This window comes from Fluviicoccus sp. (assembly GCF_030646115.1).
GTDB lineage: Bacteria > Pseudomonadota > Gammaproteobacteria > Pseudomonadales > Moraxellaceae > Fluviicoccus.
Genome location: NZ_JAUSMX010000008.1, coordinates 197,156 through 213,127, shown reverse-complemented (window position 1 = coordinate 213,127; position 15,972 = coordinate 197,156). Strand labels below are relative to the sequence as shown.

13 protein-coding genes are annotated in these 15,972 nt (G+C 62.4%); 5 read left to right on the top strand and 8 right to left on the bottom strand.

Annotated features, from left to right (window positions below; translation table 11 throughout):
• Window positions 1-373 precede the first annotated feature (373 nt).
• Both Q7T36_RS05190 and Q7T36_RS05185 read left to right on the top strand, forming a co-directional pair.
• The gene (locus tag Q7T36_RS05190) at window positions 374-1,189 is read left to right on the top strand and encodes a DAPG hydrolase family protein (RefSeq protein ID WP_304844749.1); all 816 of its coding nucleotides are present in this window, start codon (window positions 374-376) and stop codon (window positions 1,187-1,189) included.
• 11 nt (window positions 1,190-1,200) lie between these two features.
• Complete coding sequence (locus Q7T36_RS05185) at window positions 1,201-2,553, top strand: FAD-binding oxidoreductase (protein ID WP_304844747.1); 1,353 nt, start codon at window positions 1,201-1,203, stop codon at window positions 2,551-2,553.
• Between the two features lies 1 nt (window position 2,554).
• Here Q7T36_RS05185 and mnmH read toward each other — a convergent pair whose 3' ends face one another.
• The gene (gene mnmH / locus Q7T36_RS05180; protein WP_304844745.1) at window positions 2,555-3,604 is read right to left on the bottom strand and encodes a tRNA 2-selenouridine(34) synthase MnmH; all 1,050 of its coding nucleotides are present in this window, start codon (window positions 3,602-3,604) and stop codon (window positions 2,555-2,557) included.
• Here mnmH and selD point away from each other — a divergent pair, their 5' ends adjacent.
• The gene (gene selD / locus Q7T36_RS05175) at window positions 3,605-4,663 is read left to right on the top strand and encodes a selenide, water dikinase SelD (protein WP_304844743.1); all 1,059 of its coding nucleotides are present in this window, start codon (window positions 3,605-3,607) and stop codon (window positions 4,661-4,663) included.
• 22 nt (window positions 4,664-4,685) lie between these two features.
• Window positions 4,686-5,384 (top strand): glutathione S-transferase family protein, encoded by a 699-nt coding sequence (locus Q7T36_RS05170; protein ID WP_304844741.1) that lies wholly within the window; start codon window positions 4,686-4,688, stop codon window positions 5,382-5,384.
• A gap of 24 nt (window positions 5,385-5,408) precedes the next feature.
• On the opposite strand, the gene Q7T36_RS05165 is transcribed toward Q7T36_RS05170, so the two are convergent.
• Window positions 5,409-6,107 (bottom strand): hypothetical protein, encoded by a 699-nt coding sequence (locus Q7T36_RS05165; RefSeq protein WP_304844739.1) that lies wholly within the window; start codon window positions 6,105-6,107, stop codon window positions 5,409-5,411.
• A gap of 212 nt (window positions 6,108-6,319) precedes the next feature.
• Between Q7T36_RS05165 and Q7T36_RS05160 the strand changes: the two genes are divergently transcribed.
• Window positions 6,320-6,832: a DUF1566 domain-containing protein gene (locus tag Q7T36_RS05160; protein ID WP_304844737.1), complete on the top strand. Its 513-nt coding sequence runs from the start codon at window positions 6,320-6,322 to the stop codon at window positions 6,830-6,832.
• Window positions 6,833-6,954: 122 nt separating this feature from the next.
• Here Q7T36_RS05160 and Q7T36_RS05155 read toward each other — a convergent pair whose 3' ends face one another.
• The 6 genes from Q7T36_RS05155 to Q7T36_RS05130 form a co-directional block, all read right to left on the bottom strand.
• Window positions 6,955-7,482: a hypothetical protein gene (locus tag Q7T36_RS05155; RefSeq protein ID WP_304844735.1), complete on the bottom strand. Its 528-nt coding sequence runs from the start codon at window positions 7,480-7,482 to the stop codon at window positions 6,955-6,957.
• A 35-nt stretch (window positions 7,483-7,517) separates the two neighbouring features.
• The gene (locus Q7T36_RS05150; RefSeq protein ID WP_304844733.1) at window positions 7,518-8,684 is read right to left on the bottom strand and encodes a zinc-binding dehydrogenase; all 1,167 of its coding nucleotides are present in this window, start codon (window positions 8,682-8,684) and stop codon (window positions 7,518-7,520) included.
• Window positions 8,685-8,835: 151 nt separating this feature from the next.
• Window positions 8,836-9,435, bottom strand: coding sequence for a hypothetical protein (locus tag Q7T36_RS05145; protein WP_304844731.1), 600 nt, complete (start codon window positions 9,433-9,435; stop codon window positions 8,836-8,838).
• 75 nt (window positions 9,436-9,510) lie between these two features.
• Window positions 9,511-9,909 carry a hypothetical protein gene (locus tag Q7T36_RS05140; protein ID WP_304844729.1) on the bottom strand — a complete coding sequence of 133 codons (399 nt, stop codon included), beginning with the start codon at window positions 9,907-9,909 and terminating at the stop codon, window positions 9,511-9,513.
• 141 nt (window positions 9,910-10,050) lie between these two features.
• Window positions 10,051-13,167, bottom strand: a complete 3,117-nt coding sequence (locus Q7T36_RS05135; protein ID WP_304844727.1) for a beta-galactosidase — start codon at window positions 13,165-13,167, stop codon at window positions 10,051-10,053.
• A gap of 264 nt (window positions 13,168-13,431) precedes the next feature.
• Window positions 13,432-15,870, bottom strand: coding sequence for a response regulator (locus Q7T36_RS05130; RefSeq protein ID WP_304844724.1), 2,439 nt, complete (start codon window positions 15,868-15,870; stop codon window positions 13,432-13,434).
• Between the last annotated feature and the right edge of the window lie 102 nt (window positions 15,871-15,972).

The window sequence follows — 15,972 nt, the reverse complement described above, 5'->3', positions numbered from 1 at the left end:
GCCAATAGCCACTTTCTCGAATCGTTCCGTCGGCTATATTGGCTGCAACAACTCGAATAGATGTTTCTAGTTCTCGCGGGCTGGATATCCGAAAGTATTGAAAGACATCCCTGCAATGTTCGCATGTTGGCTTAAGCATAAACTTTCAACTTTGCTCGTGATAAACGACTGCGTATCTGAATTTCCCTGACAGAGGATCGCCCTTCCAGCATTCCCGAAATCCCCACGCCCCAACCCTCCCAGCCTACCCCACCCCGACCCTCCCGACAACTTCCCTCCCTTTCCGACAAACGGTCACCCCTCCCCCGTGACAAATTAGACCGCCTGATATAATTTAATTATACCAACTGATCTAATTAAGCGAGACACCACCATGACCGCCCTCTCCACCCCGACCAACTACCCCTCGGACAACTCCACCCCCAACCGCTATGCCCGCTTCCACGACCCGGTCATGGCCCCCTTGCCCGCCCACGTCCGCGAAGCCCTGGCCGCCGGACCGCTGCCGCATGACCGGCTGCCCGGCTGCGACAGCGCCCCCTCCCTGCTGGAGCCGGGCTACGGTCGCGCCGAAACCGGCTACAGCCTGGGCGCGGATGGCTCTGCGCATGTGTATGTACTGACCACCATGCCCGGCGTCACCCCCGCCATGTGGGACTGGTGGTTCGGCTGGCATGGCAACGACCCGCAACGCTACCAACTGTGGCACCCGCAGGCGCATGTCCATGTCAGCTGGGCCGACGGCCTCCCCGATGAAGACCGCTACCTCGGCCGCACCTCGAACGTGGTGGAGTACATCGGCACGAAACGCCGCCGCTTCTCGATCCGCTTCATTCCACCGTCGGAAGCCGGTCTGGACGAAGCCCGGCTTGCGGCGCAGGGCGAGGTGGCGATCTGCGCACGCGCCGGACTCACCGGCCTGCCGGTGGATGCCAGCTGGATGATTCACCAATTGAGGCCGGTGCCGGCCGGTTGCGAAATGCGCTCCCGCTTCTGGATTGCCGGACACAACCTGTCGCTGCCCTGGCTGCCGGGCAAACCCGGTCAACTGGCGGCGCGGGCGCTGGGCTGGCTCGCCGCTCCCGGCAAGGCCGACGCCGAGGCCCTGCTGATCCATTGCGCCGAGGAGATGAACCATCTCGCCGCGCGCCTGCCCGCCCTTTACGCCGAATTCGGCCCCGGACGCTGAGGAGAACCACCATGAAACGTAAACGTGATCAGGGCACCGTCTGGGAACGCGCCACCCCCGGCTTCGACGCCGCCGTGCTGGCCACCAGCTTCAGCGGCCGCGACCCCGGCGTGCGGCCGAAGGTCTATCTACAGGCCAACCATGCTGACGATGTCATCGCCGCCGTGCAGCGTGCGCAGCGGGAAAACCTGAAGATCAGCCTGGTGTCCGGCGGCCACAGCTGGGCGCAGAACCACCTGCGCGAGGGCGGGCTGCTGATCGATCTGTCGCGCCTGCACCAGATTGAGATTGACGAAGCAGCAATGACCGCGCGCGTCGGCCCCGGCTGCTGGAGCGTGGATCTGGACATCGCGCTGAAGAAGCGCGGCCTGTTCTTCCCGGTGGCGCATGCCCCGGATGTCTGTCTGGGCGGCTTCCTGCTGCAGGGCGGTTTCGGCTGGAACGGCCGCCAGTTGGGGCTGGCCTGTGAAAGCGTGACCGGCATTGACGTGGTGCTGGCCGACGGCTCGCTGGTGCATGCGAACGCGCAACAACACGCCGACCTGTATTGGGCGGCGCGGGGCGCGGGGCCGGGCTTTTTCGGGGTGGTGGTGGCTTACCACTTGCGGCTCTATCCGCATCCCAAGGTCACGGCGCTGATGTTCCAGGTTTTCCGCATGACGCATCTGGAGGAGGTGTTCCGCTGGGCCGACGAGGTGGGGCCGAACGTGCCGCGTTCGGTGGAATTCCAGATGCTGCTGACGCCGAAGGCGCTGGGGATTTTCTCGCCGGGCATCGAGGTGATAGCGCCGGTGCTGGCCGACAGCTGGGAGGAAGCGCGGGAGGCGGTGTCGTTCATCCGCGACAGCCGCTTGCGGCCCAAGGCCAGTTTCACCCTGCCGCTGCTGCCAATGTCGACGGTGCTGATGTCCTACGGAGCATCGCTCACCCATTTCCCCGACCGCATGCGCTGGTGCGCCGACAACATGTGGACCAACGCCCCGATTGAAGACCTGCTGCCGGGCCTGCGCCATGTCGCCGACACGCTGCCGCCCGCGCCCAGCCATGCGCTGTGGCTGAACTGGCAACCGCCCGCCGAACGACCGGACATGGCGTTCTCGATGGAGGCGAACCGCTATTTTGCGGTGTACGGGGAATGGAAACGGGCGGCGGACGATGCCAAATATGAAAACTGGGCGACCGGGTGCATGGGCGGGATGGCGGCGCATTCGGAGGGCATCCAGCTGGCGGACGAGAATCTGGGCAGGCGTCCGGCGCGGTTCATGCGCGATGAGAAACTGGCGAAGCTGGACCGGATTCGGGACAAGTACGATCCGGAGGGACGGTTTCAGGCGTGGATGGGGCGGATTCAGCCGGGGCCGTGACTCAGGACAGCAATTGCGCCGCTCGCTCCTCCAGACAGGCCGGGACAATGGCGGCAAGTTCCAGCCGGGGGGCGTCCTGCAACCGGGCAAATTCCCGGCGCGACGCCTTGTGGTAGGCCGGGTCGTAATGCTCGCGCAACAGGCCCGCCACCAGTTCGCGCCACTCGCCCGCCGCCGCCAGCGCCCGCCAGCGCGCCACCGTTTCCTTGCCGTGCAATTCCACCAGCCGGTCCAGCCGCTGGCCCAGCCACTCGGGAGCCTGCAGGAAGTAATCGTAATCCCGCAGCAGGAAATCCACCCGCGCCTCGAAGGGCGCGTCCAGCCACAGCCGTTCCGCCGCTCCCATCGCCTGAAACAATACCGGCGGCAGCCGCAGGCTGCCCACCGTCTTGCTTTCCGACTCGGCGTACACCGGCCGGGCGGCATCGAATGAGGCCAGTTTCGCCGCCAGCGCGCTTTCAAACGCCTTTTGCGACGGCTGCGCCTCCCCCGGCAGCACGCCCAGCGCCGAGCCCTTGTGCCGCGCCAAGCCCTCCAGATCCAGCACCTGGCCGCCCTGCGCCGCAATGGCGTGCAACAACGCCGTCTTGCCGCTGCCGGTGGGGCCGCACAGCAGGCGCAGGCGAAGGTCCGGCGGGGTTTCCAGCAGCCGGACCACTTCGCGCCGGTAGGCCTTGTAGCCGCCCTCCAATCGCCGTGCCGCCCAACCCACCTGCTGCAACACCAGCGTCATGGCCCCGCTGCGCTGGCCGCCGCGCCAGCAATAGACCAGCGGCCTCCACGACTTCGGCCGGTCGTGAAACCGCTCCTCCAGATGCCGGGCGATATTGCGCGACACCAGCGCCCCGCCGACCTTGCGCGCCTCAAAGGGTGACACCTGCTTGTAAATGGTGCCGACGCGCGCCCGTTCCGCATCATCCAGCACCGGACAGTTGATGGCGCCGGGAAGGTGGTCATCGGCATATTCGGCGGGTGAACGCACGTCGATGACCTCGTCAAATTCAAGGCGCTGTGCTAGCGTCGCGGCAAACGGCATTCCGGGAGGACTCACGTGGATTCTCAGGCTCAGGAAACAATCAAGTTAACCCGATTCTCGCATGGCGGCGGCTGCGGCTGCAAAATTGCGCCCAAACTGTTGTCGGAACTGCTGGCGACCTCCGGGGTCAACGGCCTGTTCCCCAACCTGCTGGTGGGTGTCGAGACCAGCGACGATGCCGCTGTCTACCGCCTCAACGACCAGCAGGCGCTGGTCGCCACCACCGACTTCTTCATGCCCATCGTCGACGATGCCTTCGACTTCGGCCGCATCGCCGCCACCAACGCCATTTCCGACGTCTACGCCATGGGCGGCACACCCATCCTGGCGCTGGCCATTGTCGGCATGCCCATCAACAAGCTGCCGGTGGCCACCATGCAGCAGATCCTCGCGGGCGGCGCGGCGGTCTGCCAGGCGGCGGGCATTCCCATTGCCGGCGGGCACTCCATCGACTCGCCGGAACCCATCTACGGGCTGGTGGCGCTGGGCCTGGTGCATCCGGACAAGGTCAAGCGCAACCGCGACGCCCAGGCCGGTGATGTGCTGATCCTGGGCAAGGCGCTGGGTGTGGGCATCCTGTCGGCGGCGCTGAAGAAAGGCGAATTGTCCGACGACGGTTATGCCGAGATGATCGCCACCACCACACAACTGAATTCGGTAGGAGCCACGCTGGCGACCATGCCCGGCATCCACGCCATCACCGATGTCACCGGCTTCGGCCTGCTGGGACACACGCTGGAAATGTGTCGCGGCGCGGGGCTGACCGCCACCTTGCAGGCCGACAGCCTGCCGGTGCTGGAACACGCCCTGCCCTTTGCCAAAGCCGGTTACGGCCCGGGCGCCATTGAGCGCAACTGGACCAGCTTCGGCGAATCCGTCAACGTCGCGGCGGAGGTGCCTGACTGGCAGGTGCGGCTGATGCTGGACCCGCAAACCAGCGGCGGCCTGCTGGTGGCCTGTGCTCCGGAAGCGGTCACTGCGGTGCTGGCCGTGATGCAGATGCAGGGCTATGCCTCTGCCAGAATCGTGGGCCGCCTCAGCGCAGGCGACCCTGTCATTAACATTACTCTCTGACCCCCCATTACCGGAGCCTGCCATGACGGCCATTCTTTACCAATACGAACTCTCCCCCTTCTGTGACAAGGTGCGCCGCGCCCTCAACCTGAAAGGCATTGCTTACCGCACCGAAGAGGTCAACGTGCTGGACACCCTGCGCGGACGCCTGAAAAAACTGTCCCCGGCCGCCAAGCTGCCGGTGCTGGTGATCGACGGCGAAACACTGTCCGACTCCACCGACATCATCCACTGGCTGGAAACGCGCTATCCCGAACCCCGGCTGATTCCCGCCAATGCCAAGGAACAGGCGCTGGTGCACTTCCTGGAAGACTGGGCCGACGAGTCGTTGTATTTCCACGAAATGCACCTGCGCTTCACCCTGCCGCACAACGCCAAGCGCTGGGTGGCGGAAGTGACCGCCCACGACAACCTGATCATCCAGAACATCGCCAAGGTGGCGGTGCCCATCACCATGCGCAAGACCACCGAGGCCCAGGGCACCGGCCGCAAGCCGCTGGCGACGCTGCTGCACGACCTGGACCGCCACCTGCAAATGCTGGAACAATGGCTGGACGGACGGGAATGGCTGGTGGGTGACCGCCTGACGCTGGCCGATCTGGCGGTATATGCGCAGCTGTTCTGCATCGCCGGGGCGCTGGAAGGGCAGGATCTGCTGCAACGCCATGCCGGGGTCAGGGCGTGGATGGCGCGTGTCGAAGTGGCCAGCAACAAGGCATGAAGTGGGCTTGCAAGCCCTCACCCGCTAGCGGTCTGCCGACGCCTGCGGATGCAGGACCTCCCCCAGCGTATGCGCGCCCGGCGCTGCGGATGACAGGGCTAAACCGATCAGCGCCAGCAGGATCGCCGCCACCGCAAACGGCCAGGCGGTATGCTTGACGGCGGTAGAAAGCCAGTGCTGTCTTTCGGCTTGCCGCAGTCGCCGGTACAGGACATAGGACAAAGCCCCGTCTACCAACAGCTCGGCGAACAGCGTCGGAGCAATGTACACCACATAGAACGACGCCACCGCCATGGCGGCAAGGGCGGTGACAATAAAGAGAGGCATCGTCAGTTCGTCGGCCCCCGACAAGGCAGAAGCCGCATCACCAATGGCCGACGACTCTGCCGCATCACCCGGAGCGTCAAACGCCCCTTTGGCCCCGCCAAGGCCGTCGCCGGAGGGTTCTGGCAGCTCCACTTCGCTGTAGTCTTCGGCCTTGGTCCGCAACCATAGCCACAACAGCAGCAGGAAAACACCATAGGCAACGGTCACGGCCAAGGGGTATCGCACGGCCATGCTGTCCACACCCAGACGCAGCAGCACAAAGGATGCCAGCAGCCCAGCCCCACCGGTCAGCACCACCAACAAGGTCATTTGCAGACGCGGAAAGGACTCCGCCTCCAGTCTGGCTTGCACAAGCCCTGCCAGATAGCGGCGGGCCAGAAAGCGGGGGGTTGGCACGCATGTCTCCTTGGCGGCTTCAGCGGGTTGCTTCCGGGGATAATCCCTTATTCCGGCATCGGCGGCAAATCCGGCCGGCACTGCCGTCTCCCCGACGTCGCTTGCACCCTTCACCCGGTATTTGTTTGTCGGCGTGAGTTTTTAATACTCACTTAAGCTGCCACACGTATTGTAAGGAAATACCCTTTTCCAAACGCCTCCGGGAGATAAAAATGATCCGTTACACTGCCCCTGCCCTGGTACTGGCCGCTCTGCTTCTGAACGGAACCGCGCAGGCCCAAGTCTGTCCCAAGAACGTCAAGCTCACCACGCCGGACTCCCGTTATGAACTGCTGAACGAGGGTTCTGAAGTGCTGGACCACAAAACCAAACTGGTCTGGCAGCGTTGCAGCCTGGGTCAAGTCTGGGACGGCAGCACTTGTTCCGGCACGGCATCCCATTACACCTGGCAGCAGGCCATGGAAGCCGCCAAGGTTGCTACCGGTGGCTGGACACTGCCGGACTCCCACGCGCTTCGCACGCTGGTGGAGCGCGGTTGCAACAATCCGGCAATCAACGTGACCATGTTCCCCAATACGCCAAACGCGGGGTTCTGGTCATCGTCCTCAGCCAAGAATCGCAGCACCCATGCCTGGAACATGTATTTCAGCTACGGTAACGGCTACTTTGACAAAAAGAACGATCACTATGCGGTGCGATTGGTGCGCGCTCAGCAGGAGAAGTGAGAAAAAGGCGGCCTGGAGGCTGCCCCTTCTCTCTTATCTTTCTTAAGGCGTTTTATTGTGAACTGACCCTGATTTCCTCCGGATGGAGAAATCCGGCGCAATTCCATTGCGCCCTACGTGGACTAATAATCCCCACGTACCTCTGACATGAAGCCCGGCGGTTCATGTTCAATTACCGAGAAGCGCTGACGCAACAATCCCAGGATAAATGCCATGGCTCGTTGCTGATAGAGCCCGTACAACCGTATCTCCCGTTTGCCTGTAGGATGCTCCAACCGGATGAATCTTGCTTTTTCAGGCCCGACCACATGCACCTGATCCCCCGGTAATAGCTTCACTTCCAAATGGCCACCACCCGGCCCCTGATAGAGGCGCTTGTCGACCCAGACAAGATCCTCCGTTATCACCACTCTGGGCTTCCCCTTCAAACCATTACGGTATAACTCCCAACACAGCCAAGCCGCAATCAGGAAGGCAATTGCTCCTGCTGGAGCCAACGCTGAATATTCATGCCTGACAATCATCGTCGTCACGGTAAACGTCGCCGAAAAGCAGAGGGATATCAGTAGCGTCAACATATCCCCTGGACAGTAAAGCCTGTTTCCTTCTTCGAGCCAACGCTGATACCCAAACTTCAAGATTTTCATCATTCTTTCCAGAATTGCACCAGCCATTGAGGGTGCGATTAACGCCCCGCCTCAAGCTTACTCACCGCCGACGCCGGATCAATCAGAATCTTGGCATGATGCCCCGCCCCGGCCAGCGCCGTGAAGGCTTCATCCACCCCGCCCAGCCCGACAGTACCGGTAATCAGCGGCGCTGCATCCACCTCCCCCTCCGCCAGCATGTGCAGCGCCTGCCGGAATTCCAGCGGCGTATAGCCCACCGCAAAACGGATATCCAGTTCCTTGTTGATGCCGACGGCCGGTTCAATCTGGTCCGGCTGCATGCACACCCCGACCACCACGATGCGCGTAAACATCGGCACGCCGCTGAAGATTGACTGCAACACGCCTGGCGCACCCACGCATTCAAACACCACCGGATGCTTGCGCCCCACAATCCGCTCCCCTGCCGCCCACAGCGGCCACCAAGGCACCGGCAGCATGTCCAGCTTTTCCTTGGTGCCGACGGCCAGCTCGAACAGGTCCTGCGCTTCGTGGATGAAGCCGGACTTGGGATGGCTTTCAAATGGCGAACCTTGAGCCGGATCGATCACTTTCGTTGCACCGCAACGCTGGGCCATGGCGCGCCGGGCGGGTGAGAAGTCACTGGCAACGATCTTGCGCACGCCCTTGGCCTTGAGCAGGCAGATGATCGCCAGCCCGACCGGGCCGCAGCCGATCACAATCGCCACATCACTGGCCTTCACTTCGCCGCGCAACACCGCGTGCCAGCCCACCGCCAGCGGTTCGGTGAGCGCTGCAGTCTCGGGAGACAAGCCGTTGGGAATGGCCATCGCCAGCGAGGCTTCCACCAGCGTCCGTTCGGCGTATGCGCCCGGGGTGTAGGTGGACAGGCCGACCAGGTCGATTTCCTTGCCGCGCCGCAGCATCGGCACCGCCACAATGGGCGTGCCGGGTTTGAGCGAGGTGCGGGTGCGTGGGCCGCTGTCGAGGACTTCGGCGCTGAATTCGTGGCCGAAGACGACTTCCTGCGAGGAGCTTTGCAAGGCGGTGTAGCCGCTGCGCACCATCAATTTTCCCCAGTGGTCGCAGTGCTGGCGGACGTGCAGGTCGCTGCCGCAGATGCCGCAGCGGATGACCCGGACCAGCAGTTGGCCTTTGGCGGGAACGGGGTCGGGGCGGTCTACGACGGTGAGGATCTTGTCCTTGCAGACGACGGCTTTCATGGGGGAACTCCTGTGGGGGCTGAGGGGATCGTACCCTATTCGAGGCGATGTTCGAATGGCTTTGGCAGCACATGGCACGCGGCCTTTCGGCCAAACAGGATATATGGGAATGAGTGGGGTGTTCGGCAGTGCGCCCCTACGGTGGGTGTATTTAGTTGTCAGCCCCCAGTCTGAAGCCGGCCGCCTTGAATAATTGCAGCATACGACCGACCTCCGTTCCGGCAAGTGTGGTACTCAATGCCGGGGCAATGGTGTCCAGCATCTGCCGCAGATCAAGAACCTTGATCGGGTTTCCGCCAATGGCTTCCCGAAAAGACGCCTTCGTTTCCCAAAGTTGCCTGTCGCCGTTAACCTTGGTGACGGCCAGCACATAAGTGAACTCCCGTTGTCCTGTTGCGGACTCCACGGTAGACAAGAATGCCTCAGACCATTTGGGGATGACCAATTCCCGAAAACTGCGCCACGCCTCACGACCGCGAACCACTTTCTGCTGCTCGATATGCCTGATTTCAGCCGCCGGATCGAAACCGCTCTGCCAGCTTTTGCAACTGACGACCAGAACCCGGTCTGCGCCGGAACGCAACGGGTGATAGCCGATGACATCAATATCGCTATGGTTTGAATCCTGGGCCGACACAAAATCCGGATGGTCGCGCCGGGGCAGGAACTTCAGGTTATGACGGACAAAATAGCCCTGATGCAGCAGGTATTCTTCAACAAGCTGTTCGAGTATGTCTTCTTTGGTCGCCATAGTGATGAGGGTTCCGGAACACGAGCCTTTGGGATGTTCATCATCCTGCATTGTCATCCGATTTGGTTAGGAAAATCAGCCACATGAATCTTCTGTTTCGCCGACCGGTCTGTCTGCCAGTTGAGCGGGGGTCAACTCCCCCAGACGGGTCAGTTCAACATACTCGGGCTCGCACAATGAGGTAATCGGAGCAAACGATATCATGACCAGAAAGATAGATAGAACAATCATTGCGGCGATGCGAAGTCTGGGGAAACGCTGCGGGAGGCAGAGAAGCCAGACTGCAAATAATAGTCCCGCCCAGCATACGATTAAGACTATAAGCCGGTAAGCATTCAGATCCATATAATCGGCAAAATATCCTCCCAGAAGGATGATGCCATGACTAACCGTCAAGGGAAGTGAAATTGCCACCAACAAAACTGACCACCAGATAAAGGGGGACTTAAAGGTTTGCTCTATCAATTCTTTCATGATTTTTCTCCTCCGATTATCTATCTCGCTTCCATTTGCCATTCTATGCCAGTAAGGGCTAGCGTGTATGGAGCTCACTCCAGCATAAACGAAAAAAGGGGCGACCTCCCGGCCGCCCCTCCCTTCACCTTCCCTGAAACATTACTCCAGGAAATCCAGCACCACCTGCGTCCTCCCCCGAGCCTGCGGCAACAACACCGTCGCCCCGTTCAGCTCACCCCGGATTTCCGGACTGTAAGCCAACGCCACTTCCGTCACCTTGCCCGCCGCATCACCGCCCCCGGACACATCCTCAAAAGCCACTGCCAGCGTATTCGGCGTCCCGGCCGGGTTCAGACCGCTGCGACTGATCGGGTAGTAATCCGGATCGGTGTTCATCCACATGTCGCGCAGCGCCCGGCCCCAGAAGCCGCGACCAATCCAGCCGTCACCGCTCATCCAGCGACCCACCAGCTGGCCATTCAGCCAGATCGTCGCCTTCACCCGCTCGCCATTGAAGCGCACCGACAGCGGCGCATACTGGTTCAGCAGGCTCGGCAGTTGCGAGGCGTCGAACTTGGTGCGGTACCAGCGCACTTCACCCTTGGCCAGCGTCATCGGCAGGCTGTAGTTCGCCCAGCCGCTGTCATTGTAAGAGGTGTTCATCAGGCCCGTGCGTTCGCCGCCCAGATCAGCCCGCACCGACCAATTGGTCAGGTTGTTGCCGCCAATGCGCGCTGTGCCCAGCAAGCCTTTCTGGCTGTCAAAACCCAAGGCCGGCATCTTCATGTTGGTGGCGGCCAGGGTGCCGCGCGGCCACATGAAGCTGCCATGGCCCCAGATTTCAGTACGGAAGGCAATCACGTTCTTGCCCGCCTTCAGGTAAGGCTTCAGCGACGGGAACTGGTAGTTGGCGTTCCACGAATCGGAATCCAGCTCGGTGCCCAGCGGCAGTTGTGTGCTGAGGTAGGTGCCGTTGACATAGATGCCGACGATGTCCGAGGCATGTTCCACATACAGCGAGGCGTCTTCATACCAGTACGGGGCATGGTCAAAGTTGATCTCGGCGCGATACCAGGCGTGACCGGTGTAGATGCCCTTGCTTTCCAGCGACTGCGGCTGACCGGTCCACTTCGTCCAGGCGGTGGTGTCATAAGACGGGTTGGCTTCGCTCATGTCGCTGGCGGCCTTGCCGGTCATCAGGCTGGGCAGCGGCGTCAACGCGGGAATGGACGTCGGCTTGGTGTAGGTGGTGCTTTGCGTGGCCGCATCCCAGGCCGACAACACCGCCAGGCCGTTCACCATCACCTGACGCGGCGACATCACGAATAACGGACGGGTCTTACTGTCATATTCTGCGCCGGTAGAGAAGCGGTAATTGGTGACGGTGGCGCTTTCATCCAGATAATCCAGACCGGCGACGACCAGCTGCTGGCCGTTGGCTTTCGGGAACCAGAAGCGCCCGGCTTCCTCGGAGGTGGTCACCAGCACCCGCACCTTGCGGCCAGTGGCGGACTGCACCACCAGCTCCAGATGCGGGCTGTGGGTGTAGGTGACGGCCAGCTTGCCATTGCTGAACTCGGCAATATTGACTCCGCTGTCACGCGCCAGGATTTGCGCCCCGGCGCCCAGGCCGTCCAGCACCAGCTCGCCCTGGCCGTTGGCGGCGCCGTGCACAATCAGCAGCGCGTCGCCGTTGTAGTCACGCAGGGTCAGCAGTTCGCTGGTGGTCCACGCCAGCTTGCCGGCATTGGGGATGGGCAGGTCTTGCACCAGGATCATCGCGTATTCGTTGGAGGCGGTGCCGAACTGGCTGGGTGGCGCGTCCGGGTTCACCGGAACGGTCATCGGCACATATTTCGGCAGGGTCTGCCCATTCAGGCTGATGCCGTTCAAGCCCACCGTCTGGGCGCTGCCCGACGGGTTGACCACGTTCAGGAAACGCACACCCTGCGCGCCTTGCAGCCAGTAATTGACCTTGGCGTTGCTTTCCACCGAACCGAGGTTGGTGTTGGCAATGCTGTATCCCGTTTTCGAGGCAATACCGGCCGGGGCGAAATACGGCTCCACGCTGTCGAAGAACAGGTTGTCGCGGCGGAAACCGTGGAACGACGGACGCAGGATGCCGGACGGCGAAATCGGGCCGTAGTAGTCCACCACGCCGTGAAAGTAGGAAATCTGCGGCGAGACGAAGCCGTTCATGATGTTGTTGATGGTGCTGAAGTCGAAGGCGTTGTCGACGCTGCGGGTGTTGAGCACGATGGCGTTGCGGTAGCCAGGCGTCATCATCCCCACCGCGTTGAAGGCAAATGCCCCGTCGAGGCCACCCAGCAGTAAACGCTTGATCTTCACCGGGTCACGGTCCGTTTCCGTGGTGCCGCTGGGCATATTCACATACGCGCCGCCATGATTGGCGGGGTTGTGCATGTCGGTCAGCAAATCGACAGCGGTTTTTTCGGGCAGGTCGCCGCCCAGGCCGTTATAGATGTTGGGCATGGGAATGATGCCGGAAACATCGCCGGTGGCCGAGGCCTTGCCGTCACCGGGGCAAGTGGTCAGCGGCACGGTGATGCCGTCGTTGCGGACTATGTCGCGCAGCGCGCTGAAATAGGCCGTCGGGTTATAGGTCTGCCACAGCCCGCGCTCGGGACCGCCTTCATACCCAAACAGCTTGTCGGCTTCATGAAAAGGCTGGAACCAGTTGTACTCGTTTTCCAGCGAATAAAGGATGATGGGGCCGCCGCGATCGGCAAAGAAATCGCGGACTTCGGTGTTCAGGCGGCGCAGGTAACGGCCCGCATAGTTCAGGTAGTCCGGGTCATGCGTGCGCAGGTTGGGCTTGCCGTCCGCGGCGATGTCCTTCTTGGTGGACATGGCCGACAGCCAGCCGGGTATGCCGCCGCCGTCCATTTCATTGGTGATGTACGGGCCGGGACGCAGGTAGACATACAGCCCCATGTCCTTGCACAGCTGCACGAAGCTGCGCAGGTTCTGGAAGTTGAACTGGTTGTTGCGCGGCTCCACGGAGTTCCAGGCCACATACAGGTCAACGGTGTTGAACCCGGCGGCCTTGAAGCGCTGCAGGCGGTCACGCCATTCACTTTGCGGAATGCGGAACCATTGCACGGTGCCGCCGCGCAGCAGCTTGTACTGACCGTCAATCAGGTAGCCCTTGGCATCCACACTCACGGAATACGGCAGGCCATTCGATAACCCCGCGTTTGCCAGCCCGGAGGCGGAAGCCAGCGCGATGCCGGCGGCAAGCAACAGTTTGTTCATTGTGATGTCACCCAAAACTGGACAGAGGAAAATGCCTCTCAAAGAATCCAGCCACCAACCGACCGGATTGTCGGACAATATAGCAGGGTGATTTTTAAACGATTGATAATTCCCGACAAGCTTATTGGGAATTCAGGACAAGCTTCAGCAAATGGCGCAGATGGTAAAACTCTTTTTGAATTATACACTTGTATATGGTAAATCCCGGCTCGGGAGGCGCCCGGCCGCCCGCCGGGTGGCGGCCGGGGGCGGCATCGCGGCAGCTCACGCCGTTACAGTTTCCGCCACCGATACCGGCGCCGATTCCGGCTCATGGATGTAATAGCCCTGGAACCAGCGGATACCCTTTGCCCACAGCCCGGACAGGCTTGCCGCACGCTCGATGCCGCCGGCCACCACCGTGACGCCCAGAGCCTCGGCTGTTTCCAGCAGGGCGCGGTCGTCCGCCAGATACTCGCCGGTTTTTTCCAGACGGCGGCCCAGTCCCTCATCCAGCCGGGCATACAGCGGCCGCAACTGCTCCAGAATGGCGGCGGCATTGATGGAGCCGCCATAGCCGTTCACCATCAGTCCCAGACCCAGCTCCTGCAACAGCGCCGCCAGTCGCTCCACCTGTGAGCGGTGCGTGATGGCGGAGGCCTCGCTGATGGCGACCACCAGACGCTGGCGGGGGTTGCGCATCGGGGACATCGCGATCAGCGCCCGCAAGGTTTCCAGATAAACCGCGCTGCCAAGGCTTTGCGGGGAGGCGCTCACTACCAGCGTCAGCCCCTGTGCGGCATCAATTTGCGAAGTCAGGATGCGGTGCGCCTGACGGAGCAGCCAGGCATCCAGTTCCGGGAGCAGGCCGCTTTTTTCCAGGTCCGCCAGCAAGCTGCCGGCCGGCAGCAGTTGGCCGTCGGCGTCGGCCAGGCGCACCAGCACCGACTTTACCGGATCGCAATTCCCCTCGCCTTCCTCATCCAGGGTGGCAATCGCCTGATACACCACCCGCAGCCGGTCCGTCGGCAAAGTGCCGCTCGTCTCTATCGGGCCGGCATCGCCGACATACGCTTCGATGACCGTGCCCGGCTCGCCGTCCAGCGCCAGGCCCAGCGCTTGCTCCGCCTGCAACAGCACCGCCGCCGGGGCCTTGCCCTGACGCAGGTTGAGGATGGCCGCACAGGCCGACGAGGCAATCTCCTGCCCGTTGATGCTGTACGGGGCCACGGCAAGACGGCTGAGGATGGCGCTCACCCGCATGCGGTGGCCCGAAGGCGTGTCACGCGGCAGCAACAGGCCGACAATATTTTCTCCCAGCAGCGTCCAGACATCTTCCTCCAGACCTTCCAGCCTTTCCTGCCACAGCTGTTGCAGGGCCGCCATGCCCAGCACGCCGTGCGTCTCCAGCACCTTTGGCGCTTCAACCAGCGCCAGCAACACCAGCGCCGGGCGCACCATGCCCTCCCCGGCCTCATCCAGCGCCCATTCCAGGCGGTTGAAGAAGAAGTGCCGCGACAGCCCGCCGCCACCGGCTTGACGCGACAGCCGCGACACCCGCCCCTGAACACGCTTGCCGAGGCGGGCCTGCGCCAGCACGGCCTGCACCAGCGGCAGCCGGTCAACGGGTTTCAGCAGATAGTCGTCCGCACCCACGGCCATCGCCTGGCGGCGGACGCGGGTATCAGTATCGGACGTCAGGAAGACAATAGGAATGAAGGTGGTTTCGGCATCCTGGCGCAGCATGGTCGCCAGCTCAATGCCGTTGTATTCCGGCATGTTGACATCCATGACGATGACATCGGGATGGAACTCGCGCACTTTCAGCCAGCTGTCGGCGGGGCTGGTCACCCACTCGGCGGTCAGGCCGGCATGGCACAGCCAGGCGGCGACTTGCCGGGCCATGGCCTCATCATCGTCAATCACCAGGCAGCGCCAGCCGTCATCCAGCCGGCGGTCGGTCAACTGCGCCGCCACTTCCAGCAGCCGGGATTCCTCCAGCGGCTTGGCCAGATAGGCGTCCGCGCCAGCGCGGGTGGCTTCCATGCGGGAGCGGAAGTCGGCATGACCGCTGATCACCGCCACCGGTGTGCGCTGGCCGGTTTCGCCACGCAGGTGGGCAATCACCTCGAAGGCGGGGCCGCGACGGCCGGGAAACATCAGGTCCAGCAACACCATGGCGGGCTGGTGCTCCTGAAAATAGGGAATGGCCTTGGCCGGTGTTTCGAAGGCTGTCACCTGATAGCCCGCCGCCTCCAGCAGTGCCGACATGCGCTCACGCAGGAAGGGATCATCATCAATCACCACCACCGACTTGCCCGGCCCGGCCACAATCTGGGTCAGCACCGGCGTATCCGCAGGGGAATCCTGGTTAACCAGGGCATCCTTGATGACAAGCAGCAGGCTGTCCACCTGTTCTTCCAGCTTGAGGATGGTTTCAGGGCGGATATTGCGGGTGGAAGACTCCGCCCGCAGGATCTTGCCCAGCGAGATATCCAGCTCACGGGCGGTGCGGCTGACCTCGGGAAAACCGAAGGTGCCGCCCGAGCCCGCCAGATTGTGCGCCAGACGCTGCAACTCCAGTCCCTCCTGGTCGTCCCAGCCGTTGTGGCGCAATGTTCGCCAGTGACCTGCGATGGCCGCGCCCTTCTCGGGCAGGGCCGCGACAAAACCGGCCTTGACGCTGCGGATGCGGGCTTCGAGCAATGCCTTGCGTGGATCCATGACACGGAACTCCGGAATAATCGGGTAGGGACAGATTCGGCCTGAACAAAGCGGCCGGCGCCCCTGAAAAACACGGGCTGCACTATGGCAACCGCCATGACT

Bases quoted from the DNA above. Each gene is read 5' to 3' on its own strand.
- Q7T36_RS05185 (WP_304844747.1), top strand. From the start codon at position 1,201: ATGAAACGTAAACGTGATCAGGGCACCGTCTGGGAACGCGCCACCCCC.
- Q7T36_RS05140 (WP_304844729.1), bottom strand. From the start codon at position 9,909: ATGAAAGAATTGATAGAGCAAACCTTTAAGTCCCCCTTTATCTGGTGG.
- Q7T36_RS05145 (WP_304844731.1), bottom strand. From the start codon at position 9,435: ATGGCGACCAAAGAAGACATACTCGAACAGCTTGTTGAAGAATACCTG.
- Q7T36_RS05160 (WP_304844737.1), top strand. From the start codon at position 6,320: ATGATCCGTTACACTGCCCCTGCCCTGGTACTGGCCGCTCTGCTTCTG.
- Q7T36_RS05135 (WP_304844727.1), bottom strand. From the start codon at position 13,167: ATGAACAAACTGTTGCTTGCCGCCGGCATCGCGCTGGCTTCCGCCTCC.
- Q7T36_RS05150 (WP_304844733.1), bottom strand. From the start codon at position 8,684: ATGAAAGCCGTCGTCTGCAAGGACAAGATCCTCACCGTCGTAGACCGC.
- Q7T36_RS05130 (WP_304844724.1), bottom strand. From the start codon at position 15,870: ATGGATCCACGCAAGGCATTGCTCGAAGCCCGCATCCGCAGCGTCAAG.
- Q7T36_RS05155 (WP_304844735.1), bottom strand. From the start codon at position 7,482: ATGATGAAAATCTTGAAGTTTGGGTATCAGCGTTGGCTCGAAGAAGGA.
- Q7T36_RS05170 (WP_304844741.1), top strand. From the start codon at position 4,686: ATGACGGCCATTCTTTACCAATACGAACTCTCCCCCTTCTGTGACAAG.
- Q7T36_RS05190 (WP_304844749.1), top strand. From the start codon at position 374: ATGACCGCCCTCTCCACCCCGACCAACTACCCCTCGGACAACTCCACC.